General features: G+C 57.2%; 23 protein-coding genes. 7 read left to right on the top strand and 16 right to left on the bottom strand.

Annotation, left to right across the window (positions count from 1 at the left end):
• Positions 1-287: 287 nt before the first annotated feature.
• Entirely contained in the window at positions 288-491 is a 204-nt protein-coding gene (locus ANI01nite_RS11635; RefSeq protein ID WP_141358147.1) for an SDR family oxidoreductase, read from the bottom strand.
• Between the two features lie 518 nt (positions 492-1,009).
• Here ANI01nite_RS11635 and ANI01nite_RS11630 point away from each other — a divergent pair.
• Both ANI01nite_RS11630 and ANI01nite_RS11625 read left to right on the top strand, forming a co-directional pair.
• Positions 1,010-1,234 (top strand): hypothetical protein, encoded by a 225-nt coding sequence (locus tag ANI01nite_RS11630; protein WP_141358145.1) that lies wholly within the window; start codon positions 1,010-1,012, stop codon positions 1,232-1,234.
• A 181-nt stretch (positions 1,235-1,415) separates the two neighbouring features.
• Positions 1,416-1,811, top strand: a complete 396-nt coding sequence (locus tag ANI01nite_RS11625; protein WP_128471555.1) for a hypothetical protein — start codon at positions 1,416-1,418, stop codon at positions 1,809-1,811.
• Here ANI01nite_RS11625 and ANI01nite_RS17030 read toward each other — a convergent pair.
• The 9 genes from ANI01nite_RS17030 to ANI01nite_RS11585 form a co-directional block, all read right to left on the bottom strand.
• Positions 1,808-2,020 carry a DUF4113 domain-containing protein gene (locus tag ANI01nite_RS17030; RefSeq protein WP_255314521.1) on the bottom strand — a complete coding sequence of 71 codons (213 nt, stop codon included), beginning with the start codon at positions 2,018-2,020 and terminating at the stop codon, positions 1,808-1,810. The genes ANI01nite_RS11625 and ANI01nite_RS17030 overlap by 4 nt on opposite strands.
• A 2-nt stretch (positions 2,021-2,022) precedes the next feature.
• Positions 2,023-2,511, bottom strand: coding sequence for a DinB/UmuC family translesion DNA polymerase (locus ANI01nite_RS11620; protein WP_255314518.1), 489 nt, complete (start codon positions 2,509-2,511; stop codon positions 2,023-2,025).
• Between the two features lie 19 nt (positions 2,512-2,530).
• Positions 2,531-4,057, bottom strand: a complete 1,527-nt coding sequence (locus tag ANI01nite_RS11615) for a multicopper oxidase family protein (protein WP_141358143.1) — start codon at positions 4,055-4,057, stop codon at positions 2,531-2,533.
• A gap of 284 nt (positions 4,058-4,341) precedes the next feature.
• Positions 4,342-5,019 (bottom strand): GNAT family N-acetyltransferase, encoded by a 678-nt coding sequence (locus ANI01nite_RS11610; RefSeq protein ID WP_141358141.1) that lies wholly within the window; start codon positions 5,017-5,019, stop codon positions 4,342-4,344.
• Complete coding sequence (locus ANI01nite_RS11605) at positions 5,016-5,891, bottom strand: F510_1955 family glycosylhydrolase (RefSeq protein WP_038992375.1); 876 nt, start codon at positions 5,889-5,891, stop codon at positions 5,016-5,018. The genes ANI01nite_RS11610 and ANI01nite_RS11605 overlap by 4 nt, the downstream gene beginning before the upstream one ends.
• Before the next feature lie 84 nt (positions 5,892-5,975).
• On the bottom strand, positions 5,976-6,581 hold the full coding sequence (locus ANI01nite_RS11600) for a DUF305 domain-containing protein (protein ID WP_038992376.1): 606 nt from the start codon (positions 6,579-6,581) through the stop codon (positions 5,976-5,978).
• A 121-nt stretch (positions 6,582-6,702) separates the two neighbouring features.
• A complete protein-coding gene (locus ANI01nite_RS17025; RefSeq protein WP_128471573.1) occupies positions 6,703-7,089 on the bottom strand; it encodes a DUF6153 family protein in 387 nt (128 codons plus the stop codon).
• Positions 7,090-7,275: 186 nt separating this feature from the next.
• Positions 7,276-9,348, bottom strand: coding sequence for a copper-translocating P-type ATPase (locus ANI01nite_RS11590; protein WP_255314517.1), 2,073 nt, complete (start codon positions 9,346-9,348; stop codon positions 7,276-7,278).
• 276 nt (positions 9,349-9,624) lie between these two features.
• Positions 9,625-10,032: a four-helix bundle copper-binding protein gene (locus ANI01nite_RS11585; RefSeq protein WP_038992381.1), complete on the bottom strand. Its 408-nt coding sequence runs from the start codon at positions 10,030-10,032 to the stop codon at positions 9,625-9,627.
• 335 nt (positions 10,033-10,367) lie between these two features.
• Here ANI01nite_RS11585 and ANI01nite_RS11580 point away from each other — a divergent pair, with 335 nt between their 5' ends.
• The 3 genes from ANI01nite_RS11580 (at position 10,368) to ANI01nite_RS11570 (ending at position 13,037) form a co-directional block, all read left to right on the top strand.
• Positions 10,368-10,634, top strand: a complete 267-nt coding sequence (locus ANI01nite_RS11580; protein ID WP_038992385.1) for a type I restriction endonuclease subunit R, EcoR124 family — start codon at positions 10,368-10,370, stop codon at positions 10,632-10,634.
• A gap of 97 nt (positions 10,635-10,731) precedes the next feature.
• Entirely contained in the window at positions 10,732-11,100 is a 369-nt protein-coding gene (gene cmtR, locus ANI01nite_RS11575) for a Cd(II)/Pb(II)-sensing metalloregulatory transcriptional regulator CmtR (RefSeq protein WP_038992389.1), read from the top strand.
• Positions 11,097-13,037, top strand: coding sequence for a heavy metal translocating P-type ATPase (locus tag ANI01nite_RS11570; protein ID WP_141358137.1), 1,941 nt, complete (start codon positions 11,097-11,099; stop codon positions 13,035-13,037). Before cmtR ends, ANI01nite_RS11570 begins: the two co-directional genes overlap by 4 nt.
• Before the next feature lie 311 nt (positions 13,038-13,348).
• Here the strand turns inward: ANI01nite_RS11570 and ANI01nite_RS11565 are convergent, their stop codons facing one another.
• Positions 13,349-13,930, bottom strand: coding sequence for a recombinase family protein (locus tag ANI01nite_RS11565; RefSeq protein ID WP_128471562.1), 582 nt, complete (start codon positions 13,928-13,930; stop codon positions 13,349-13,351).
• A 681-nt stretch (positions 13,931-14,611) separates the two neighbouring features.
• On the opposite strand from ANI01nite_RS11565, the gene ANI01nite_RS16740 reads away from it, so the two are divergent.
• Positions 14,612-14,761 carry a hypothetical protein gene (locus ANI01nite_RS16740; RefSeq protein ID WP_170214636.1) on the top strand — a complete coding sequence of 50 codons (150 nt, stop codon included), beginning with the start codon at positions 14,612-14,614 and terminating at the stop codon, positions 14,759-14,761.
• A 14-nt stretch (positions 14,762-14,775) separates the two neighbouring features.
• On the top strand, positions 14,776-16,206 hold the full coding sequence (locus tag ANI01nite_RS11560; RefSeq protein WP_170214635.1) for a cytosine permease: 1,431 nt from the start codon (positions 14,776-14,778) through the stop codon (positions 16,204-16,206).
• A 915-nt stretch (positions 16,207-17,121) separates the two neighbouring features.
• On the opposite strand, the gene ANI01nite_RS11555 is transcribed toward ANI01nite_RS11560, so the two are convergent.
• The 5 genes from ANI01nite_RS11555 to ANI01nite_RS11535 all read right to left on the bottom strand — a co-directional run bounded on the left by ANI01nite_RS11555 (position 17,122) and on the right by ANI01nite_RS11535 (position 21,450).
• Positions 17,122-17,934 (bottom strand): AAA family ATPase, encoded by an 813-nt coding sequence (locus ANI01nite_RS11555; protein WP_141358132.1) that lies wholly within the window; start codon positions 17,932-17,934, stop codon positions 17,122-17,124.
• On the bottom strand, positions 17,934-19,442 hold the full coding sequence (locus tag ANI01nite_RS11550; protein ID WP_255314515.1) for a TnsB C-terminal domain-containing protein: 1,509 nt from the start codon (positions 19,440-19,442) through the stop codon (positions 17,934-17,936). Before ANI01nite_RS11550 ends, ANI01nite_RS11555 begins: the two co-directional genes overlap by 1 nt.
• A 6-nt stretch (positions 19,443-19,448) precedes the next feature.
• Positions 19,449-20,042 (bottom strand): recombinase family protein, encoded by a 594-nt coding sequence (locus tag ANI01nite_RS11545; RefSeq protein WP_096256525.1) that lies wholly within the window; start codon positions 20,040-20,042, stop codon positions 19,449-19,451.
• A gap of 299 nt (positions 20,043-20,341) precedes the next feature.
• Positions 20,342-20,803, bottom strand: a complete 462-nt coding sequence (locus ANI01nite_RS11540; RefSeq protein ID WP_096256524.1) for a hypothetical protein — start codon at positions 20,801-20,803, stop codon at positions 20,342-20,344.
• Positions 20,791-21,450 carry a hypothetical protein gene (locus tag ANI01nite_RS11535; RefSeq protein ID WP_141358130.1) on the bottom strand — a complete coding sequence of 220 codons (660 nt, stop codon included), beginning with the start codon at positions 21,448-21,450 and terminating at the stop codon, positions 20,791-20,793. Before ANI01nite_RS11535 ends, ANI01nite_RS11540 begins: the two co-directional genes overlap by 13 nt.
• Between the last annotated feature and the right edge of the window lie 380 nt (positions 21,451-21,830).

The raw sequence follows: 21,830 nt of genomic DNA, 5'->3' as shown, positions 1-21,830 counted from the left end.
GAACCCGATCTGACGGAGTATATGCACTGATCCAACTGTTCACAATGTCCAGAGGAACTACAATTAGCACGACCTTGGCCAGCGACTGCTTGTACAGGTCTGGGAAAGCCTGGCTCCAGTCATTGGCTCTGCCGGTCAGAGCCCTTGGCGACCCCACCGAGAGCAGTCAACAGTCGACATCGTTCACATTGGGATGGTGGCGCGAAAGCGTTAGCCGGTGGGCAATAATGCACTCCAGGGCCGGGACAATATCCCGGCCTGTGGAGTGCAGGAAAGTGTTCCGGGGACTAGTAGAGCTTGTTGGCTCCACCATCTGCCATGAGAGTTTGGCCGGTGACGTACTTGGCGTCATCCGAGAACAGGAACGCGACCACCGGTGCGACGTCGGCTTCCGGATCGCCGAAGTGGCCCAGTGGAAGCTTAGTCAGCGACTGCTCGTACAGGTCTGGGAAGGCCTGGCTCCAGGCCTTGACGCCGTCGGTCAGCGCCATGGGGGAGGCCAGTACACCCGATAAGTAAATAACCGGCTAAGTGAGGGGCAACCAAGCCCCTCACTTAGCCATATCCCCAGCACACCAAGGACAATAAAACCTATGACTATCGATCCCAGCATCTGGGAAAGAAACCTGCAAGCGGACACTGAGCGGTTGCAGAAATCGGGCGCGGCGGCCTCCGCCGCCAGCTCCCCCGGCCGCCGCGCTCAAACCTCACCCCCGGTACCGAACCCCTGGGACGTTTTCACTCACCAGGGCAAACCCTATCGAGTGATGCGGCTACAGCCCGGAGACTACCCAGGCCACCCCATCCAGCCACATCAAGCCGTAACCGCTCTCATTCATACGCCCACCGGGACCCCGCAAATCCATGGACAGGCCACCGCCCGCACCCCGCACTTAGTGCACGTGGTCTGGGAGGACGAGAAAGGGGAGACCTACGGGACGTGGCTGCCGCACTTGTCGGTCACGTTCGATAATCTTCCTCCGTACCCCACCACCGAAGGACAGCAACCATGACTCGCAACGCCTCAGAGATTTTCGATGACCTCAAAGCCCTGGCCAACGAGCTGGAAGCCCTCGCCGCTACCGGACGCATCACCATGAGCACCGACTCATGGAACAAAGACTATCCCGACACGAAACCAGCCGTCTCCTACGCCCTGGCAGCGCTGCAGGCAGCGATTAACGCTACATGCTGGATGGAAACCCTGCCCTCACCTGAACCCACCGCCCAGTAACCCAGGCCACGCGGTTAAGCCTCCTTCCCACCTGTGCACAGCAAAAGTCCAATCGCTGCGCTGCTTTTCCTGCACCCACGTGGATAGCAGGAACCAAACGACCACCCGCACACAAGCCACAAGCTGCGGTACCTGAGTTCGCCTACGACAGGGGATCGTGGCTCATGCACGGCATCTAGCGATGAGCACGGAAGCGACAAGAAAAATGGGAGGTACGCAGAAGATGCGGCAAAGTAAAACAGGCAGAGTCAGCGAAAAGCACGCGCGCCGTACTAACCAAGAACTCCAAGCGCTCAGCGAACCACCGATGAACGATCCCTTCGAACACCTCATTGCCAAAACCGAATTCGACTCCGGAGCTTATGACCAAATAAGCAAAGCCTTCACCTTGATTCTGGCCGGGGTAGCAATTTTGTTCGCTGGCGGAAGCCTCGCTGGCGTGGCTCCCAGTATTTGGGTTTTGGTGCTGTGGTCAGGGCTGGTTGTTGTGCTAGGGGTACTGGGCTTCATGGGACTCGGCGCAAGTATCAGTGCAAAGCGCGCGGCCATAGCCGTCTATAAGCATCGCTACCCTTAGGCAGCTTTCACTGTCAACAGCTCACGCCAGTGCGTGGTGTACCGCGGACTCATCATCCCCCGCCGCATCTCCCACGCCGGCCCCTGCTGTAGTCCGGCCCGGCCTAAACCGATGGACTTCACACCGTGTTCAGAACGGATCTGCTGAATCAACGGGCCAATCTGTTTCGCCTCATGCGCTGACACGAACGGATCAAAAGTTTCCTGCATGGCTAACGGTTGAAGATCCATAACCACCACCCCGCCCGCGCATATTTCACCCCGACCAATATCTGGGGGAGCAGCTGCTTCGCTGCGCGGGTGAGCACCACCGGATCAGCCGTTGGCCCTGGCAGTTTCACCGTGATCGCTGGCTGGTGATCCTGGTGCTGGTTGTAGTAGCTGGTCATCGCCCACGCAGAGAGGATCTTGGCCTGTTTCTGGTGCTTATGCAATCTGGCGGAGGCTTGCTGCGCATAAATCCCCATCACTTGCTCAATGCCCACCCGGTCAGTGATCGGATCGGAGAAGCTACGGGAGAAGATCAACTGATCCTTGATCACCCGTTCTTCCTCCATCGGAATGCAGGGAATCCCGCGCAGCTCTAGCACGGTGCGCATCTGCACAATGGAGAACTTATCCCTGATCCGCACCTCATTCGCATCGCGCAGGTCTTTAGCCGTCCAGATGCCCAACCCGCGCAGCCGCTTGGATTTATGCACATGCCCATGGTTTCGTGAGCTACTTGACGTAGGAGAATACTCCCATCATGCCGCGTTCCGCATGATAAGCATTGTGGCAATGTGTGAGCCATTGGCCCGGGTTATCGGCATTAAATTGGACGGTGACAGTTTCCCGTGGACGGACAATCACGGTGTCCTTTCGTGCCCCGGACTGCCCGATTTGGAAGGTATGGCCGTGGATGTGCATCGGGTGCCACATGTCGGTGTCGTTGATGAATTTCACTTCCACGCGCTGTCCTTCTTTCAGATCAAAGGTATGCTCAAATGGCTTGGCCATGTCGAAACGATGGCCGTTGATGCCCCAGTCGTAGTTCTCCATTCCGCCGGTCAACCGCAGCTCGTGGACTTGGTCCGGCGTCTTGACCGCAAGATTCACGGAAGGGTCGGCGGTGAGCTGTCCACCGTCAACGATCTCTCCGGTCAAGGCCGTCGGGAGATCACCCTTTCTTGGGGCCGTTCCTGTCCCGGTTGCAATGAGACCGTAGGCCATTTGGGCTTTCCCTTCGGCCAAGGCCAACAACGGTGTGAAACCATCTTGGATCGTCAAAAGCGCGTCGATGCGCTCTCCCATGCCCAAGACGACGGCGTCAACCTCAGCGTGAACGACCGGGAATCCATCGGTATGGGTCACGATAAGTTTCTGTTTCGGAACTCCGACCCGGTAGGCAGTGTCGCCCGCGGCGTTGACAATACGCAATCGAACTCGATCCCCGGGTTGTGCCATAAAAACCTCGGGTTTTTCGATGGTGGTGCCGTTGAACAAATGCAACGGATAGGCCACGTCACCGGCATCTCCGCCCAAAAAATCGCTGGTTGCACCCATGAGCATATGGCCCATCACCATGCCGCCGTCTTCGCTACCGTGGCTCATTCCACTCATCGGTGCCATCCCCTTAGCGAGCTCCTTCATCGCTTCATCAGGCGTTCCGGTGACACCATCAAGCCAGTCATCCAAGACGATCACCCACTCCTTGTCGTACTGCAATGGTTCTTGCGGATCATCAATGATCAGAGCGCCATAGAGGGCGCGTTCGCGCTGCATCTCGACGTGGGAGTGATACCAATACGTGCCGGGATGTGCCAGCTTGAAGTCATAGGAATAACTGGTCGCAGTCTCCACTGCCTCCTGTGTGAGTCCAGGCACGCCGTCGGCGTTGTTGCGTAAGGCAAGACCGTGCCAGTGGATGCTGGTGGATTCAGGAAGCTCATTGGTGAGGTTCAGGTTGAGCTGGTCACCGACCATGCCACGTAGTGTGGGGGCGACCAGCTTCTTGTCGTATCCCCATGTAGTGATCTTCTCTCCGGCCATTGCCGTGCTTATCGACTCTGCCTTCAGCGTTTTCGTGACCGTCTTTCCGGTACTGGGGCGCAAGTTTTCGACTTCTGCGATGAGCGGGTCGGTGGGCAGGACTCGGGACACCCCGGTGGAGTTCTGGGCCTTGGGTGCGCAGGCGCTTAGGGCAGCAGCTGCGGTCGTGGCAATGGACAGTCCAAGGAAGGAACGTCGGTTGAATTGGTAAGTCATGAAGCAGTCCTTTATGAAGTGTGAGTCTTGGGGGAGCATAGGAAAATAGAGGATGGCGGCCAGCTCGTGGCGCGCAGTCGATCCAACGGATTACGGTTTTTACGCAGCCTCATGCCGCTTTGGCGGTCCGCCGTGTCTGCAATGCCGCTGGCCGCCGTCTGGTATTTCGACTCCTAGCTCTCTGAGCTTGGAGGAACACGGTGCCTAAGAGCTAATCTGCGGTGATTAGAGATCGTGACCGACGTTCGGCGGGTCGTTGATCCGGCCGAAGCCTACATTTCCGGTTACTGAAGATAGCGGTGGTAGATACTGGTTGCCATTCCATCCTTGGAGAATCGCTGCTCGACGCATGTCCAACCGTGCTTCTCATAGAATTTACCTGCCCCTTTGGCACCGGCCGCGGTGGCGAGCTCGGCCAACCTGGCATGGTCCGCTGTTGCACGTTTAAGGAATGCGTCCATCAGAAAAACGCCTATTCCTTCACCACGCCGATCTGGCAACACCACAAGTGATGTAATGACAGCAGGCGACGGTATCACTCTGTCGCTGGATACCGGGCTAGCGGTGCGTCCTAGCAGACGACGGGCATAGGGACGTGCGCGGGTGCCCAGAAAATGAAGAAGTACACGTGGCCGGATGGAGAGCGCCGCGAGACCCGAGAGGAGAAGTCCCCACTTCTGGTTGGCAAGTACGTCAGCGATGTGGCGGACTTGGTTGGTCGAGCCAATTAGGAAGCCTATTGGCTGTTCATCGTCACTCACGGCGACAAGGGCAATCCCGAATCGTTCGGTGAGGAACGTTTTCATCCAACGACGTACGAAGTGGTTTCCTAAGTGGGGGAATAATCCATCTGGAAGGTAGCGGATCATGTCCGAGGCCATCCTGCTCAGGTCTTGTTCTGTGGCATCTCTGATGACGACAGGTGAGCCGGTGCCGGGATTCTTTGAGGTTATTCGGCTCATGGGGTTTTCTCGGTGAAAGTCGCTCCGTCGTCCGTGGAGTGTGAGATACCCGTACTGGTGGCCACCCAGATCCGTACCTGTCCGCCATCGTCGCCGGTGGCGGCAATGGCAGCCGGTTGCCCGGTGACGACTCCACCAGTCTCTTGCCAAGTGCGTCCGGCATCGCGGCTGAGCTGCACCGCACCATCCGGTTCCACTCCGACGGCGACCGATTTGCTGGCAACAGCGGTCAGCAGCAGGACCGGAGCGTCTTGGGGTAAGGTCCAGGTTTTCCCGCCATCTTCAGAACGGTGTACTCCTTGTTCGGTGGTGGCCAGCACGACTTGGGACAGCGGGCTTCCGGCGAGATGATAGGGCTGGATGCCGGCATCTATGGTGTTCCATGTGACCGTGTCATCGGTCACCCGCAGTGTGCCGTCAAAACCGATGACGCTCTCGCCGGTGACGGCCAAGGCGTGGAAATCGGATTTGCCTTGAAGAGAGAGCGGTTCCCACGTGGACCCGCCATCAGTTGATCGGATCAAACCCGCCGGGTCGGGCAGACCGGTCTCAGTCGACGGGTGCCCGGAAGCGTAATACTCGTCTTTTCCGGCGGTGGCGAATCCCATCAGGTCAATGGTGGGCCCGATTTTCTGCGGTGCGTCAGCTGTGGCATCGAAGAGTCCCTCATGGGTGGCCAAAAGGATGCGCCCGGAATCCGGGTCAACGCTCATGCCGTGGACGTGGCTGAAGACTGCGACGCTGGCAGCTTCTTGCGCAGCGGGTCCTTCGCTGATTGACTGCGTGCAGCCCGTGAGTAGGGCCATAGAGAGCGCGGCGACGGACAAGACTGCGCGTTTTTGAGCGCGCAAAAGTGAGTTCTGTGTAAGCATGGTGGTTCCTTGAATCAATCAGAAGTGCTGCTCAGATGGGTCAGGGGAGGCGGCACCCTAGGCAGCAGCGGCAACGTGGAGTCTTTAGAGGTCGGCTAGCAGGGCCTTCATGGCCTGAATTTCGGTTCCCTGGCTGGAGACAACATCCTTAGCCAGCTCGACGGCTGCAGGATTCGATCCGTTGGCGACTTCGTCCTCAGCCATAGTGATGGCCCCCTCATGGTGGGCGATCATTTGGGTCAGGAACAACCGCGAAGCTTCGGTGCCCTGGGCGGCTTCGAGGTTGGAAAGGTCCTCCGGGGTCATCATCCCGTCCATCTCATGGCTTCCGGACATCTTCATAGGCTCGCCCCAGGTCTGGAGCCAGTCGTTCATTTTCTTGATTTCCGGCCCCTGGGCGGCTTTGATGTCCTGGGCAAGCTCGGTAACCCGGGGATCCAGGTTTTTCTTGGCCAGCATGATGTCGCTCATCTGGACAGCCTGTTCGTGATGAGGCGTCATCATCTGCGCGAACATGGCATCGGCACTATTGTGGTCGGCTGCAGCATCGGAGGCCGACGGCGGCATGCTGCCATGATCCATGCCGGACATAGTGCTTTCAGGTTCGGTGGTGCCAGCGTCCGGGGAGCATCCGGACAGGACGAGCGCTGCTGCAAGAGCGGTTGCCGAAATGGAAGTCAGGCGTTTCATGTGGGTATTCCTTCAAAGTGTTCTCAAACGGGGTATCCATCAATACCCGGCCAAGACGGCACACAAGGGTGAGCACGAATAGCCGGAGCTCTCCCCGGTATGGGGAAAGCGGCCGGCGTTTTTATGTGCGACTGATAGAGAGTTCGATGAGTGAGGGAGTCCACGGCAACCGGTTTGCCGGTGCAGGCATGACTGGCGGGGCGCGCAGCCCCTTGCCAGGAATAATGAACCAACGCTTAGGAAGAAACCACAAGACGGCCAGGACAATGACTATGAGTACGCACATGGCAGCCATGAGATGATGTTCGCCATTGCATGGCCCGTAGCAGGTACTATCTGCCTCGCCACCGACCGTCCCATCTGTGGCCATTACGGGTGGACCGTGATCGTGGGAGACTGCTTGGTGCGTAGAGGCCGCGCTCAGACCAGCAGTATCTGGCGCTTGGTGGGACGCTCCTAAGACATGCATCCCCAAGATTCCGAGGATGATTCCGGCCAAACCCAGCATAAGAATAACCGGGCGGCGGCCAGCAGGATTGCCCGGCGCAGGGACAAGCAGAGACAGGAAACGACGAGGCGTCATAACCTGATTCATCGCATCCTGCCTTTCCACCTGAGTGAAGGTTTTCATCTCAAGGGTACTGGCGCATCCTGTGCCCGGCAAAAGAAAGCGCTTGAAACTGGTCTAGTGTGATTAATGTATGGTGTCTGGATCGAGATTGATGCGTCGCAGCAATTGGGCGTTGAGCGCGACCACGATGGTGGACAGAGACATCAGGATCGCTGCGATGGCCGGAGAGATCGACACCCCAGCAAACGCCAGTGCTCCGGCAGCCAGCGGGACCGCAATCACGTTATAGCCGGTGGCCCACGCCAGGTTCTGGATCATCTTGCGGTAGCTGGCTCTGGATAGTTCCAGCATAGACATCACCGCCCGCGGGTCGTTGCCGGCCAAGACAACCCCCGCCGATTCTATTGCCACATCGGTGCCGGCACCGATGGCAATGCCAACCTCGGCCCGAGCCAGTGCTGGGGAGTCGTTGACCCCGTCCCCGACCATGGCCACTTTCAGGCCGCGGGCCTGCAGCTCGGCAACCTTCTTATCCTTGTCCTGGGGCAGGACTTGGGCGAAGACCTCGTCGATGCCCAGCTTTCCAGCCACTGCTTCGGCGACCTGCTGCGCATCACCGGTGATCATCGCGACTTTGAGGCCCCGGGACTGCAACGCGGCAACGGCCTGGCGGGAATCGGCGCGGATCTCATCTTCCAAACTCAGGGCACCAATCACTTGCCCAGCACGAACCACGTGGAGTACGGAGGCGCCTCGCTCGACCCAAGGCTGAGTCTGCTCCTGCAGTTCTCGCGGGATCGTCAGGGCTTGGGAGTCAAGCAAGTTCGGTCCGCCGATCATGATGTCGGCTCCATCGACGCTGGCGGTCACGCCACGCCCGGTCAGCGAGGTAAATTCGGTAGCAGTCGGAATCCGGATGGCTCGGGCCCGGGCAGCTGCGACGATAGCCCGGGCCGAGGGATGTTCGCTGTCCGCCTCAACTGCGGCCGCCAGTGCCAGCAAGTCGTTATCGCTGAGACCAGGGGCTGTGGCAATGCCGGTCAGAGCAGGCTGGCCCAGAGTTAGAGTGCCGGTTTTGTCGAAGAGGACCACATCGATGGTGCGCATCCGTTCCAAGGCCATGCGGTTCTTGATCAGCACTCCAGCCCGTGCCGCCCGTTCGGTGGAGATCGCGATGACCAGTGGAATGGCAAGGCCCAGTGCGTGCGGGCAGGCGATGACCAGAACGGTGACGGTGCGGATAACCGCCTCGTTGGGACTGCCCAGGAGCACCCAGGTGAGGAAAGTGATGATGCCGGCGCCCAGAGCGAAGTAGAACAGAAAAGCCGCTGCACGGTCCGCTAGCGCTTGGGCTTTCGAGGAGGAGGCCTGGGCCTCAGAGACCAGACGCTGGATTCCGGCTAGAGCGGTATCTGACCCGACGGCTGCCACCTTGATGCGCAGGGAGCTGTCCGTGGCCACAGTGCCGGCCACTACGCTGTCTCCGGGACCTCGCGGTACGGTCTTGGATTCGCCGGTGATCATCGATTCGTCCAGTTCCGCTTGGCCTTCGGTGATTTCCCCGTCAGCAGGCAGCCGGCTACCGGAGCGGACCAGTACGATATCGCCGACGGATAGATCGCTGATGCGTACTGTGTCCGTGCCCTCTGCGGTGACGCGTTCGGCTTCATCAGGTAGCAGTTCTGCCAGAGCATCTAGTGCGCCGCGCGCCGAGCCTAGGGCGCGCATCTCGATCCAGTGGCCCAGAAGCATGATCACTACCAGCAGGGCCAGTTCCCACCAGAAGTCGAGGTTGAAGTTGCCGATGCCTAGCGTGGTGATCCACGAGGAGAGAAAGGCGATAGTGATTGCCAGCGTGATCAGCAGCATCATTCCAGGCTGCTTGCTGCGCAGTTCTTTCCAGCCGCCCTTCAGGAAGGGCAGTCCTCCGTAGAAGAAGATCACCGATCCGAGCACCGGAGCGATCCAGACGGCGCCGGGGAAGTCCGGGATCTGATAGCCGAAGAGGTGGGCGAACATCGGGCTGAAAAATACCACCGGGATTGAGAGTGCCAGGCTCAGCCAGAACTTATTCTTGAACATCGCGGTACTGTGTCCTGCGTGCTCGCCGTGGCTGTGGACGGCGTGTTCATCGTCAACTGCCGAATGCGCATGGCCAGCCGGCGTCGCCTGGCCATGAGTCGGCTGTTCAGACATCGGGTGTCCCGTGTGACTGTCTTTGGATGCGAGAGTGCGACCCTCGTGTCCAGGGGAGACTGAGTGGCCGTGTTCCCGGTTCTCCGGTGCGTGGTTCATGATGGCTTCCCTCCTGGACCCCCGAGGGCGGCCTCGAATTCTCGTCTGAATACGCCGCCCTAACACTGGGGGCAACCGCCCGTTAAGTCCCGCGTAGGTTCAGAATATACCCCATGGGGGTATAAATCGAGTTTTCTGGCAAGACTCATCTGTCCACTCGTGCCCAACAACAGACGCTTAGCCGATGGCCGCCAACAGCAGGGCACAAGCTTTTTCGCACCGGCGGCAAGCTTCAGCGCAGACCTGGCAATGCTCGTGCATGCCAGCATGCTTCTCGCATTCGGTGGCACACTGCTGGCAGGCTGTCCGGCAGGCTTCAAGCATTGCCTTGACTGCCGATGGGTTCTGGCCGGTTTGGCGGGTCAGCACGTTGACGGTGGCGTTGCAGATATCGGCGCAGTCGAGATTGGTCCGGATGCAGAGACGCAACTCGGCGACCATGTCTTCGGCCAAGCACGCGTCGGCACACGCGGTACAGCTCTGGGCGCATTCGAAACAGGCGGCGATACAGTCCGCAAGCTTCTGAAGGACCGGGTCATTGGGTTTGTTGGGGTGGGTTTTCAGCATGGAGATGATGTGACTCATTGATTTTGCTCCTTAGTCTCGATGGATACCGCGGACGCTACCACTTTGAGATCGTGAACTGAAGCCTTTAAGTAACTTGTACAGTAGCGCAACAAACACGACCCCGCATGAGCGTCGGATATACAAATTTCAGCGATGGCGCATAGCCGTTTCCTTACCGTTAATGCAGCATCGTTTCCAAGAGTGAGTATGTCTGCTGCCGGGGTATCGGAAAGGTTATGGATCGAGTCCACGAGCAGTACCACCGGTCAGCTTAAGCACCGCCAAGAACCGTAAATCTTGGTGCCGAGGAAGAAGAAATTTGCAACTATATAGCTTCTCGGGTCCAGGGTCCGGTGACTGCATACTTGGAAGCCCAGCGGGAGAAGGAACTGGGCGAGATCATCGCTGCGGAGAATTTGAAGCCGGAAGAAACAGCCCAATTCATCGATGCTGCGTTCCGTGAGGGAAGCATTCGGGCCTCGGGAACAGCGATCACCAAGGTCTTGCCTCCGGTGTCTCGTTTTTCAAAGGAGAAGAACCATGGGGAGAAGAAACGGCGGGTGGTGCAGCAGCTTGGGGAGTTCTTTGAGAGGTTCTTTGGGTTGGTCTCGAAAAGATAGGGATGGCTGAGGTCGGACGGTGGCGCACTGACCGTCCCATAATCGATTGTTTATGACACGAGATCGTCTATACATTATCTACTGTATAGTACAGTTTATGATGAATATTGAATCGCGGATCGAAGCGATGAACCGGCTCGGCCGCGCCATGGCCGACCCCACACGTTCGCGTATCCTCCTGTCTTTGCTGCATGAACCGGGATACCCTGCGCAGTTAGCCGAGAACTTAGGGCTGAGCCGAACGAACGTCTCGAATCACCTGACCTGCTTGCGAGGGTGCGGGATTGTCGTGGCGAAACTCGAAGGACGTAAAACCCGCTACGAAATCACCGACCCACATCTGACCACGGCACTCAGCGCACTCGTCGATGTGACATTAGCCGTCGATGACCAAGTACCGTGTGTAGATTCTTCCTGCCCGGACTGCACTACCGATAGTTCACGAACAGTCGAGGACAAAGCATGAGTTCCGCGTGCGGTTGCGAATCACCAGAAACCACCGACGAAATCAAGGAAGAACTGCCCTGGTACCGGGATTGGCATGTGCTCATTCCTATCACCTCTGGTATTTCCTTCCTCGCCGGCCTGATCCTTGAATGGACCACCTCAAGCGATACCGCTGAAGTAGTAGCCCTAGTCTTCTTCTGGATCGGTCTACTGCTCGGCGCATATACCTTCGTTCCTGGCGCCCTGCGCAATCTGTTCTCGAAACGGAAAATCGGCATCGGGCTACTGATGACCATCAGCGCGGTCGGTGCGGTCATCCTGGGCTACGTTGAAGAAGCAGCCGCGCTGGCCTTCTTGTACTCCATCGCTGAAGCCCTCGAAGATAAGGCCATGGACCGAGCACGGTCAGGACTGCGATCCTTACTGAAACTGGTCCCAGAAACAGCAACGGTCATCCGCAGCGGCATGCCCACTGTCGTCAGCGCATCAAAGATTCGGATTGGTGACCTCCTGCGTGTGAAGCCAGGAGAACGCCTAGCTACTGACGGGGTGATCAGCCAAGGATCTAGCAGTCTAGACACCTCGGCAATTACCGGTGAATCCATTCCCGTGGACGTGTCCGTAGGTGACCAGGTCGCCGCCGGTTCAATCAACACTTCAGGATCCATAGAAGTGACCGCTTCAGCCAACGGCACTGATAACTCATTGACTACGCTGGTGAGCCTGGTCGAGCAAGCTCAGGCAGAACGCGGTGAGCGAGCGCGTCTAGCCGATCGCATTGCCCGCCCGCTTGTTCCTGGGGTGATCGTCCTAGCCGTCCTGGTAGCCACCATCGGATCACTTTTTGGCGATCCGGAAACTTGGATCACCCGCGCCCTGGTTGTGCTGGTTGCCGCATCACCGTGTGCGATGGCGATCGCTGTTCCCGTGACCGTTGTTTCCGCGATCGGTGCGGCCAGTAAATTTGGCGTCATCATCAAAAGTGGTGCAGCGTTCGAACGCTTAGGTTCACTGCGCCGTATCGCAGTAGATAAAACGGGCACACTCACCCGTAATCAGCCAGCGGTAACCCAGGTTCACGCTGTTGACGGTGTGAGCCAGGATGCTGTGCTCAACGTGGCCGCAGCTCTGGAACAACACAGCACCCACCCCTTGGCTAGGGCCATTAGCTCAGCGGTATCCTCGACCCCTGAAGCAACCGAGGTTGCTGAAGAACCCGGACACGGCATTACTGGTGTACTCAACGGTGAGCCAGTCGCGGTGGGTAGCCCTCGCTGGATCACCCCGGGAACACTCACACCTGCCGTGGAAAGCATGGAAGCATCGGGGCAAACCTGTGTGATGGTGACCCGTGCAGGGCAAGTCATTGGTGTGATCGGTGTGCGCGATGAACTGCGCCCCGAAGCACCTGAAGCGGTTCGCCACCTGCGTGATCAGGGAATCGACGTGCTCATGCTGACCGGTGACAACGCGCGTACTGCCCACGCGTTGGCTGCTATCGCAGGCATCGACACCGTTCATGCCGAGCTGCGTCCTGAAGATAAAGCCCGTGAAGTCGCTGCGTCGGTGCAGCAGGTTCCAACAGGGATGATTGGTGATGGAATCAACGATGCCCCCGCTCTGGCTACTGCCACGGTAGGTATTGCGATGGGAGCAACCGGTGCTGATGCGGCCATAGAATCGGCTGATGTTGCTTTTACCGGTCATGATCTGAGGTTGATCCCGCAGGCTTTGTCACATGCTCGACGGGGCCGAACCATCATGAATCAGAACATCATTTTGTCCTTAGCAATCATCATCGTTCTGCTACCGCTGGCAATTACCGGTGTGCTGGGATTAGCAGCCGTAGTGCTCGTTCATGAGGTAGCCGAGGTCGTGGTGATTGCTAACGGTTTACGCGCGGCTCGTGTTCACCGAGCACAACTGTCCCGACAACCCGATACCGTTTTGGCCTAAAGCTATCGTTAAAGCTGTTGATGGCGGTGCACTGTTCCTATGTGGAAGAGTGCACCGCCATCAGTTCCAGAAATCAATGTCATGAGTACCGATCGATACGTCAATTCTTGGTGTGAAAAGCCGCCATTCGAAGCTAACAGTCACATGTCGCCGGGTTTTACTGATCATTTCAAAAATGATCGTTTCTGAGAACCTGAAAAGCGCATTCCGAGCATCAGTTCGAAGTGCGCTTTTTCAATGTTCTTGGATTCCCAAAACCTGGTACCGAAAGTCGACCGGGCTTGAAGGGGCACGGAAGGTTTTTGGGATGTTTAGTGGTCTAACTCTTTAATTCTGCGGTAGAGGGTCGCTCGGGACATTCCCATATCTTTGGCGACTTGGGTGGCTGGATCGCCTGCCTGGATGAGCTTGGCTGCGGTTCGGATCTGGGATTCGGTGAAGGTAGGTCGGCGACCGCCGAGGTCCCCTCCGGCGGTGCGGCGTTTGGTCACAGAGTCGTTGATGCGTTCACGTTTGATCTCCAGCTCCATTTGCGCGAGTGCTGCCATGACAGTGAAGACCATGGCTCCCATGGGTGTCTTGGTATCTACATCGCCGCCGCCGAGGTTTAGCACTCGCAGTCCGATATTCCGTTCGCGCAGTTCTTGGGCGAGTTCGAGCATTTTCTGGGTGGAGCGTCCGAGCCGGTCCAGGGTAGTAATCACCAGGGTGTCGTCTGGGTAGAGTGCTTCGAGGGCTTTATCGAGTCCAGGACGTTTGGCCAGCGCCCCGGAGAGTCCATGGTCGGTGTAGAGGTCATCGCGCCGGATGCCAGCCGCCAATAGGTCTTGGATTTGCCGGTCGGCGTCTTGGGCTTTGGTGGATACGCGAGCGTATCCGATCAGCTTGGTCATGGAACCCTTGAAAGTGTCTCGCAACTAATAGTGTCAATATGATTCTACGACATTGGTTGTGACACATAGTTGCGAGAATTTAGAACCGTTGAGTTTTCAAGGATTTTCAGCTGGGGGAGCGGCGCTCGGTGAGACGTCTTGCAACCCATGGGTTGTGAGACTCAAACATGACTTCGGGTAGCGTGGAAAGTAGTAGTCAGTTGACCCATCTGGGCGGTTAGCCCCAGGCGTAGCCGGCCTCTGGATGGCGGATACCCCTGTGAATGTCTGATGGTGCCGAGGGGTTCTGGAAACAGGGGTGCCCGCGCAGTGCGTCCGAGGACCTCTGCAGGTCGGCTGCCAGGCGCGGTTTAGTCGAAGGGGATCTGGGAATCTGCACGGCATGTGCTGTGTCCCGATATCGGGTTTCGTCGACTGAGAGCTATGCGTCATCAGTCCGAAAAAATACGAAAGTTCATATATTTGTATAGTTTGGTCTCGCTTGACGGAACCCTACTATGAGCTGAGTCAAGTTTCTGTCATAGAAGAGGGCGTCGCGGATAAACGTGAACGAAATGTGCGATTCGCCGCTTCAAGTGTTGACAGGAGCGAGGGGTGATTCGGCCAGTGGGAACTGAACCGGGTACCAAATGTACGTCTGGAAATTCTGGATGGAATCACAATGGAGTGAGGGGTTCGAGAATGCACGATCCACATGAAGACCTATTGGTGGTTATTGAGCAACACGCAGCCGAGGTTGGTCCGTTCGGCGGGGCAGAGCTCGTGACGCTGCTTGTTTTTACCGCGCTTATTCCTGCGATCATGTTGATCGCCGCATACGTGGTGATGTGAGTATGAGTCAACGAATGGAAGCCGGTAACGAGGCTGAAGCTGCGAAGCCGACAGCACCCGGACAGCGAAATTGGACGAAGCTTGCAACAGTTGGTCTTTCGGCATCCACAGCGGTGGCCACCTGGTGCTTTCTCCTCGGGGGATTTGTAGCTGTCTATCTTCCGGCCATACCCGGCATGCTTACGATGATCGCGGGGGGCCTCATAGGCATTCTCGTCATTTTCTTGGCTTTGATACCCATTTCCACCCGTTATGGTGTCGAGTCGATCATGTCGGTCAAACCGGCTCTGGGGCAGTTTGGTCCGTGGGTGGTCGTGATCATCGCCGGATTCATTCTGGTGGGTTGGAACAGCGTGCTGCTTATTTTCATGGGAAGGGCTACCGCCGAACTCTTGATCAGCACGGGTTTGGCGCCTGAATCGGCCCGTCATGTCATCATGGTCGTTTCCGCACTGCTGGGTCTTCTCTTCATTTGGTGGGTTCTTCGGAAGGGGCCTTCCCGTATGACCAGGGTCGGCTTTTGGATCGCTGCAGTTGTTGTCGTCATGGCATTCTGGATTCTCTATAACCTGGTGTCGACCATTGGTTGGGATTCCGTTGTTTCGGCACCGGCCTTGGCTCCTGTTGATTCCAAGCTCGGGAACCTGACCATAGGGGCGGAAATGTTGATCGCCGTGTCGTTGTCATGGTGGCCCTATGTCGGTGGCATTACGCAGAATCTTTCGTCATCCCGCAAGGCGATGAATCCCGTTCTGCTGGGGTTGTGCTTGCCGCTTTCCCTGATCTCGATCATCGGGCTTTTTGCTGCCTTGGTCTTTCCCGATTCGGGGGGAGATCCCACTTCATACATCATCGAGCTCAGCGGCGTGGCGGTGGGGGTACCGATTCTCATCTTTATCGTCTGCGCCAATATCTCGACCGTGATGATTGGGGCCTACAGCATGTCGCTCGGTGTTCGGCAGGCGACTGGACTCAACAAGGAATTGCCCTGGGCGGCCGTGCTGGCGCTCTCGCTTATTCCTGTCGGGTTTATCGTTGCCTTGATGCCGGATCTCCTGTTCGACCGAATCGGCACGATCAATGCCTTCGTTGGTCTGATTCTCGCCCCAATTTGTGGGGTACAGATTGTTGACTACTACTTTCTCCGAAAGCAGTTTGTCTCGGTTCGAGCGATCTACTCCAGTTCACGCGACTCGGCATACTGGTTCTGGGGAGGCGTGAATTGGTGGGCGTTCCTGGCGTTGGCGCTGGGGGTTGCCACGTATCTCTCCCTTCTGAACCCGATCACATACGAGACGCATCCTCCTTTCGATTTCTTGACGGCGAGCCTGCCTTCTGTTGTTGTCGCCGGCGCAGCACATTGGGTGTTCACGCTGCTCTTCGTGAAACCGGCAGGGAAGGGCGACTACGCGAGGTCTGTTGAAGCGGCCGTGCTTCGCGGCTAGCTGTCGCAATCGATAGTTTCCCGGCCCCTGATTTCGTGCCTGACCGTGCTTCCGAGCCCGGTATGGCGTAAGGGAGGAGGCATTACTGCCGTTTGGTAGCTAGAGGGTGTTGGTTCGTGACTGATGGAAGCCGCGAACCAGCACCTTCGTTATGACGGGATCCCCCTGGGGCGCTCAGCCCTCAACAGCGGATATTCCCGCATTCTCCGACATCCGGGTTTGGGCGTGGGCCAGGAGACCGCGACGATCTCGCTGGAGGGGAAGGCCCGGAGAAGCACCGCTGGTCACTCCTGCGCCCAGAAGAAGGGAAGCACCGGCTGCAGGGAATTGAACCGAGAAGACGGGGGAGCGGTTGCGGTATACGGATATTTTTCCATGTGCGCGTAGTAGCAGCAGACTTTGGAATGCCGATCGAGTTCACGGTGTGGTTCCGATAGTTGACAGGCGGTCAGATGGGTGAACACCGCTGTACCCACCGAATAAGGACGGTACATATACTGCGAAGTCTTGGATGGATAATGAGCCTCAACGACTGAAGGAAGCCGCGCACATCGCCCGGTACCTGAAGTTGGCTTTTCTTGCCGTCGTAACCCGGGCGTTGTGTGCGGGTGGTGGATTGGGTCCCCGCGTCCACATGTGTGCGGGAAAAGACCGGAGGATTGATCTTTTGCCGTGCCCATGTGGGCGCGGGGCAACGTCACGCAGGTAGCCGCTGCGCGCCTCGGTGCAATGGAGCGGACGCTATGCGTCTCCGTCGTCTGATGGCTCGGTTTCGACGGGCTTTTTTGCTGTCTGGCGGCGACGTGTCGCCTTATGGTCCAGGCCCAACCTCTTCAATTCGTCGGCGCTCCACCCGTCCTTGATGTGTGACTGTTAGCTTGATTTGGCGGTTTTCGCGCAGATACTCATGGCGGTTCAACTGATTCCGATAACGAGCGTGGAACGCGCAGCTTCAACAACGTCATCGGTAATAGTGTCCAGCTCATTGATCTTCAGGACCCGCTGCATCTGTGTGAAGAGCCGATCAATCAGCCGGAAATTACCGCGCGTGATGCGCGCGATCGCCGCGACAGCTTGCGTATCGGTGAAGTCCTCCAAATCCATGGTTTTGCCGAGGGCACGCCACTTTCGTTGCAGGACGAAATGCAGTTCATCCTGCGCAAGCGGACGGTATTCGTGGGCGAAGCCGACACGGCTATAGAGCTGAGGATATCGGCTGAACTGCTTTTCTATGCCGGGCATCCCAATCAGCATCAGAGCGATATTGTTCCTGTCATACCTATCTCGCAGCACTTCCAAGGCAGTGGCGTTGAGTCGTTCCGACTCGTCGACGATGATCAGCTCCACATGCTTGTCTTGATTCATCGGACCGTTCGTGACGCCTAGGGTATCAAGATGTTGGTGAATGCAGATCGAGGTCCGATTAGTGATCAGTGAGAGCTCTTCTTTGATTTGCTTAGGAGTTGTCAGAACCCCTGGGGTGAAGAAGACGGTTCGCGTTTCGGCTAGATCCTTATAGATTTGGAGGTCGCTGTCCTCCCGGCGACCCCATTCCTCTACTAACGCCGCGGCTTTCGGGCTCCAGTTGGCATAGCGTTTAGCCGAGAGGGTTTTGCCGATTCCAGCTTGTCCGTAGCAGATCCCGATGGTCCGCTGCCTGCGCACCGCATTGGCGAACTCAGTGAAGCGGCGGTGCTCCTTTGTTGCGATAAATGTTGAGGGTGCCATTATTCGTCCTCTGCGTAGGTGCGCAACTTCGTTTTCTTAGTTGGGTGGGCCGCCGGATCAGGTTGGGTTGGCTCCGTTGGTGGTTGTCCGGCCGGTAGAAATTCTGCGACGGTGGCTATTCGTTCTTTGATTTGTCCGCGCAACTGACGCTTGCGTGCGGAGCGTGCCTTCTGGATGTCCTTGAACGTCACGGTGGCTCGTTCATGCGTGGGATCCACGGCTTTGCAGATGTGCTGGCCCCGGTGAAAGACCTGGATCTCGGCAACGTCCCGAGGGTCGTAGCGAAGAATGACGGATTCTCCGACGTAGGCGGCCAGCAACGGGGAAATGTAGCGTAGGCCTTGGAAGTGCACGCCATCGCGGTGGACGATTCTTGGTTTGGCGACCGTGAGCAGCAGCAGGTTCAGTTCATCGATGGTTTCAGGCAGACGCGGTAACCAGCCGTTGCCCTGCCACGCTTTTTGAGGCGTTTCCTTGATCTCTTGATGCTCACGCTGGTGATAGTTCTGCCCAATGAACTCTTCTAGCGCCGTGTCCAGTTCACCGATGGACAGCCCCGGCTTAGGATTGGGCACGCTGTGCAGGTAGCCAGGCAACCGGGCTAAGAGCTCGGTATTGAGGGTGCCGAAGAATCGCTCAATCTTTCCTCTGCCCTGCGGCCGGGCCACCGTGGAGAAAATGATTTCGAAGTGCAGGTCTCTGGCGGCCTGCGCTAAGTGGTGGCTCGTGAAATCGGTTCCGTGGTCTACATAGAGCACATCAGGGATTCCGCACATCGGCCAATAAGCTGTCTTTTTGGGCCAGATCGCCTCACGCAACACCAATGCCGTATTCAAGGATGAGGGGGCGCCGGTGAAGATCATGTACCCGCAGAGGGCTCGCGAGTAATCATCCATGATCGTGGTGAGCCACGGGCGGACCGGCTGGTGGCTAGCGTCAAAAACCAGGATGTCGAGCTCGGTATGATCGGCCTGCCACACCGCGTTCGGGCGTTCGGCGCGGCGGCGCCAGACCAGTTCATATTTATCTCGGTACGCCGCCGTACCTTGCTGCGCCAGCGTCATCATCCCCGGATCTATCTCGCCGACAATCGAGCGGATGGTGGAGTAGGAAACCGGTGCCCACCCTTGGTGGAGCGCTACCTTGTTGACTTGTTCGTGGATGGCTGCCGTGGTCCTGGGCGGTTTAGCTAAGGCGAGGCCTTCGACCAGGTTCACGAATTCGCTGGGCATCCGGCGTCCACGTTTGCCAGGTGCCACCGGTTCCAGACCAGGCTTCCCGTGGAGCTTGAAGCTCTGGTGCCATCGTTGCAGTGTCCTCAGGCCGATATGGTGTTCCCCTGCCAGAACCGTCAGCGGCACTCCGTCTTCGACGTGTTGCCGCAGCATTTCCCAACGTGCTGTTGCCTTAGCCAGGTAGTCACGAGGAGTTCCTGCTTTCTCGGTACTGCTGTCATTCTGGTCTCGCCCCAGCGGTGCGTCCCTGCGCGTTTCGCTTCGCCGGGACATGGCCGATCACAAGCTCTTGGAAGAGGCGGGCTCTTGGCCCAAGTGGCGGTAGAACGTTGCGCGGCTCCAGCCAACCAGGCGTGCTGCGTCTTCGGCGGTGCGTCCCCTGGCGCGGGCATCTTTGGCGATCGCGAGCTTGTCGGCAATCACTGCCGGGTCAGAGGCCGGCCGGCCGAAACGGGTTCCGGATTGCCGGGCGGCGGCAATGCCGGCGTTGACTCGTTCCACGATCAATTCGCGCTCGTATTCGGCCAACGAGGCAAGCATGTTCAGCATCATCCGACCGGTCGAGGTGGCCGGGTCGATGCCATCGGAAATGGAGCGGACATTAATCCCGCGCTCCCGCAAAAGGTTCACGGTATTCAAGACATCGATCAGGGAGCGGCCCAGCCGGTCAACCCGCCACACCACGACGGTGTCGCCGGCTTCGGCATAGTCCAGCAGATTCTTCATTCCGGGCCGCTCGATCGCGCTGCGGCTGCCGGAAGTCACGTCGGCGAACACGTCGCGCTTCTGCACCCCTGAAGCAACCAGGGCATCGAGCTGCAAGGCCGCGTCTTGGCTCAAAGTGCTCACGCGCGTGTATCCCAAATGTCTCACCTGCCCAGTGTGGCTCAAAAACCCCTGCACGGCAAGCAGGTAAGACGTTTTACGTTGGGACGACTTTATAAGACGGTTGGACTCCTTGCCGTTCCGGAATATTGAGACGGCATGGCCGCGCTGAGGAGAGTGTCTCAATAATCTTTAGTTTGTTGAGACAACGCGGATAGGGTCAAGCAGGCATCTAAACCGATACCATCTCCTGCAACGTGGCAAGCAACATGAAGAGGGGCCGCACCTGGTAGGTGCGGCCCCGTCATGTCTGGCAACTTCAGGTATTGGCGTAGGGTGCTGGACACTTATTCCAAAAGCTCTCCGACGCCACGAAGGTTTATTTCACCGAGGGTAACGATGTGCAGGTATTGATCCGGTGCTTGCTGTTCAGCGGCGCCCCGACTGCAATATAGAGCCGTGGGCTGTGGATTCTCCATGATCCCGAAGATTGGATTCCCATCGGCGTCCTCATCGTACGATGACAAAGTAGTATGCGTCAGATACAAAACGCAGCCATCTACCAGGTCTATGCTTTCGGCACCCTGCACCTTACGAGCTTCCCAGCTGACTTTAGTGTCTAGATACTTTTCCTGAATCGCAAAGCATTCACGTTCACTGGCCACGATCGCAATTATTGGCTCTATGTATTCAAGATCTGGAAATGGGCTGGGTTGTTTCCCATAGACGACGTAGACCATCTGATCTTCTGAATATTTCGAGCCCAGGCGAATCTTGATTTTTGTCAGGATACTGCTTAGAGACGGCATGGAACCCCCTTCTGTACAGGAGCGTAGGCATCAGCATAGTAAGTCTTGCCTTTGTAGACAATAGATCCGAGAGTACGGCCTGACCATGTGGTTTTTTTCGCAGATTTGCATGACAGTGCGTGATTTGTCTGCGTGAAGACAACAGGATAGTAAGTGCCGTTATATTTATCGCCCTTTATCTTTTGGGCTGGCTGGCTAATATCCGGGCCACCCTTGATCCACCAGGCTAATCGTTTAAATCGCGCCTGTGAAGAATGCTTGATCGAAGTGACTTTCGTGGTGCAATAGGTTGTGGATTTGAAGCCACCCGTACTATAGTTCCCAGATTTTCTGGTGTGAAAACCTGCGGCAACGATCTTGCAAGGCCCATAATTCACTTTTGCCATGGCACCCACATTGAATCCAGCTTTGCGTAGTTCGTCCATCTTATCCATCTTGGCTACTGCATCGGCAGGCGATTCCGCTTCGATGTAGTTCGATTCCGTAGGGGTTTTCTCGGGGAAGAAATCTTTCGTTGAAAGGGCATATTCCGAAGACTGCTGCACCGTATGGGTGTCGCTAACAGGAATTTCAACAGCCTGCGCCATCCCCGGTAATACAGCTACCAAAGACAACGCAAGGGGTAATGTTACAAAAGTAAAATTCATCGTTATGCCCGACGCTTGTAGTTTAAACTTTTGGTTCTGGGCTCAATATTTTTATTATCTTCAATAGTGTAACTTCTTGCCTAGATTTTTACCACGATGCACCTTAACAGCAGGCTGAAAGTTCATAGTCTTCGGTAAGGGCTGATTCGAGGCATCGGTCAGGTGCGGCATTGCGACCTATCGAAGAAATTAGAACGGTGACAGGCGAGATCACTATTGGTCCAAGCCAGGTCATTGAATTTGAGCGCCAAGGCCGCGGGGTGTGTGGTCCTCAGGAACTTTGGACTTTCTGATGCCCTTGACGGCCCTGATGGCAGGCTTCCTGAGCTGACGTCACCTCGACGCGAATGCTCTCCATCTCACGGTCGATGCCTTTAGCT

This window comes from Glutamicibacter nicotianae (assembly GCF_006539525.1).
GTDB classification, from domain to species: Bacteria; Actinomycetota; Actinomycetes; order Actinomycetales; family Micrococcaceae; genus Glutamicibacter; species Glutamicibacter nicotianae.
Note: the sequence above shows the minus strand (reverse complement) of the source record. Positions and strands in the feature narration are given on the sequence as shown.

Excerpts from the sequence above, each read along its gene's own strand:
- ANI01nite_RS11600 (WP_038992376.1), bottom strand. The coding sequence starts at position 6,581 with ATGAAACGCCTGACTTCCATTTCGGCAACCGCTCTTGCAGCAGCGCTC.
- ANI01nite_RS11585 (WP_038992381.1), bottom strand. The coding sequence starts at position 10,032 with ATGAGTCACATCATCTCCATGCTGAAAACCCACCCCAACAAACCCAAT.
- ANI01nite_RS11625 (WP_128471555.1), top strand. The coding sequence starts at position 1,416 with ATGAGCACGGAAGCGACAAGAAAAATGGGAGGTACGCAGAAGATGCGG.
- ANI01nite_RS11550 (WP_255314515.1), bottom strand. The coding sequence starts at position 19,442 with ATGTCCCGGCGAAGCGAAACGCGCAGGGACGCACCGCTGGGGCGAGAC.
- ANI01nite_RS17025 (WP_128471573.1), bottom strand. The coding sequence starts at position 7,089 with ATGCTGGGTTTGGCCGGAATCATCCTCGGAATCTTGGGGATGCATGTC.
- ANI01nite_RS11540 (WP_096256524.1), bottom strand. The coding sequence starts at position 20,803 with ATGCCGTCTCTAAGCAGTATCCTGACAAAAATCAAGATTCGCCTGGGC.
- ANI01nite_RS11570 (WP_141358137.1), top strand. The coding sequence starts at position 11,097 with ATGAGTTCCGCGTGCGGTTGCGAATCACCAGAAACCACCGACGAAATC.
- ANI01nite_RS11615 (WP_141358143.1), bottom strand. The coding sequence starts at position 4,057 with ATGACTTACCAATTCAACCGACGTTCCTTCCTTGGACTGTCCATTGCC.
- ANI01nite_RS17030 (WP_255314521.1), bottom strand. The coding sequence starts at position 2,020 with ATGCAGGAAACTTTTGATCCGTTCGTGTCAGCGCATGAGGCGAAACAG.
- ANI01nite_RS11630 (WP_141358145.1), top strand. The coding sequence starts at position 1,010 with ATGACTCGCAACGCCTCAGAGATTTTCGATGACCTCAAAGCCCTGGCC.
- ANI01nite_RS11590 (WP_255314517.1), bottom strand. The coding sequence starts at position 9,348 with ATGTCTGAACAGCCGACTCATGGCCAGGCGACGCCGGCTGGCCATGCG.
- ANI01nite_RS11635 (WP_141358147.1), bottom strand. The coding sequence starts at position 491 with ATGGCGCTGACCGACGGCGTCAAGGCCTGGAGCCAGGCCTTCCCAGAC.
- ANI01nite_RS11565 (WP_128471562.1), bottom strand. The coding sequence starts at position 13,930 with ATGACCAAGCTGATCGGATACGCTCGCGTATCCACCAAAGCCCAAGAC.
- ANI01nite_RS11605 (WP_038992375.1), bottom strand. The coding sequence starts at position 5,891 with ATGCTTACACAGAACTCACTTTTGCGCGCTCAAAAACGCGCAGTCTTG.
- ANI01nite_RS11560 (WP_170214635.1), top strand. The coding sequence starts at position 14,776 with ATGGAAGCCGGTAACGAGGCTGAAGCTGCGAAGCCGACAGCACCCGGA.
- ANI01nite_RS11535 (WP_141358130.1), bottom strand. The coding sequence starts at position 21,450 with ATGAATTTTACTTTTGTAACATTACCCCTTGCGTTGTCTTTGGTAGCT.
- cmtR (WP_038992389.1), top strand. The coding sequence starts at position 10,732 with ATGATGAATATTGAATCGCGGATCGAAGCGATGAACCGGCTCGGCCGC.
- ANI01nite_RS11610 (WP_141358141.1), bottom strand. The coding sequence starts at position 5,019 with ATGAGCCGAATAACCTCAAAGAATCCCGGCACCGGCTCACCTGTCGTC.
- ANI01nite_RS16740 (WP_170214636.1), top strand. The coding sequence starts at position 14,612 with ATGCACGATCCACATGAAGACCTATTGGTGGTTATTGAGCAACACGCA.
- ANI01nite_RS11555 (WP_141358132.1), bottom strand. The coding sequence starts at position 17,934 with ATGGCACCCTCAACATTTATCGCAACAAAGGAGCACCGCCGCTTCACT.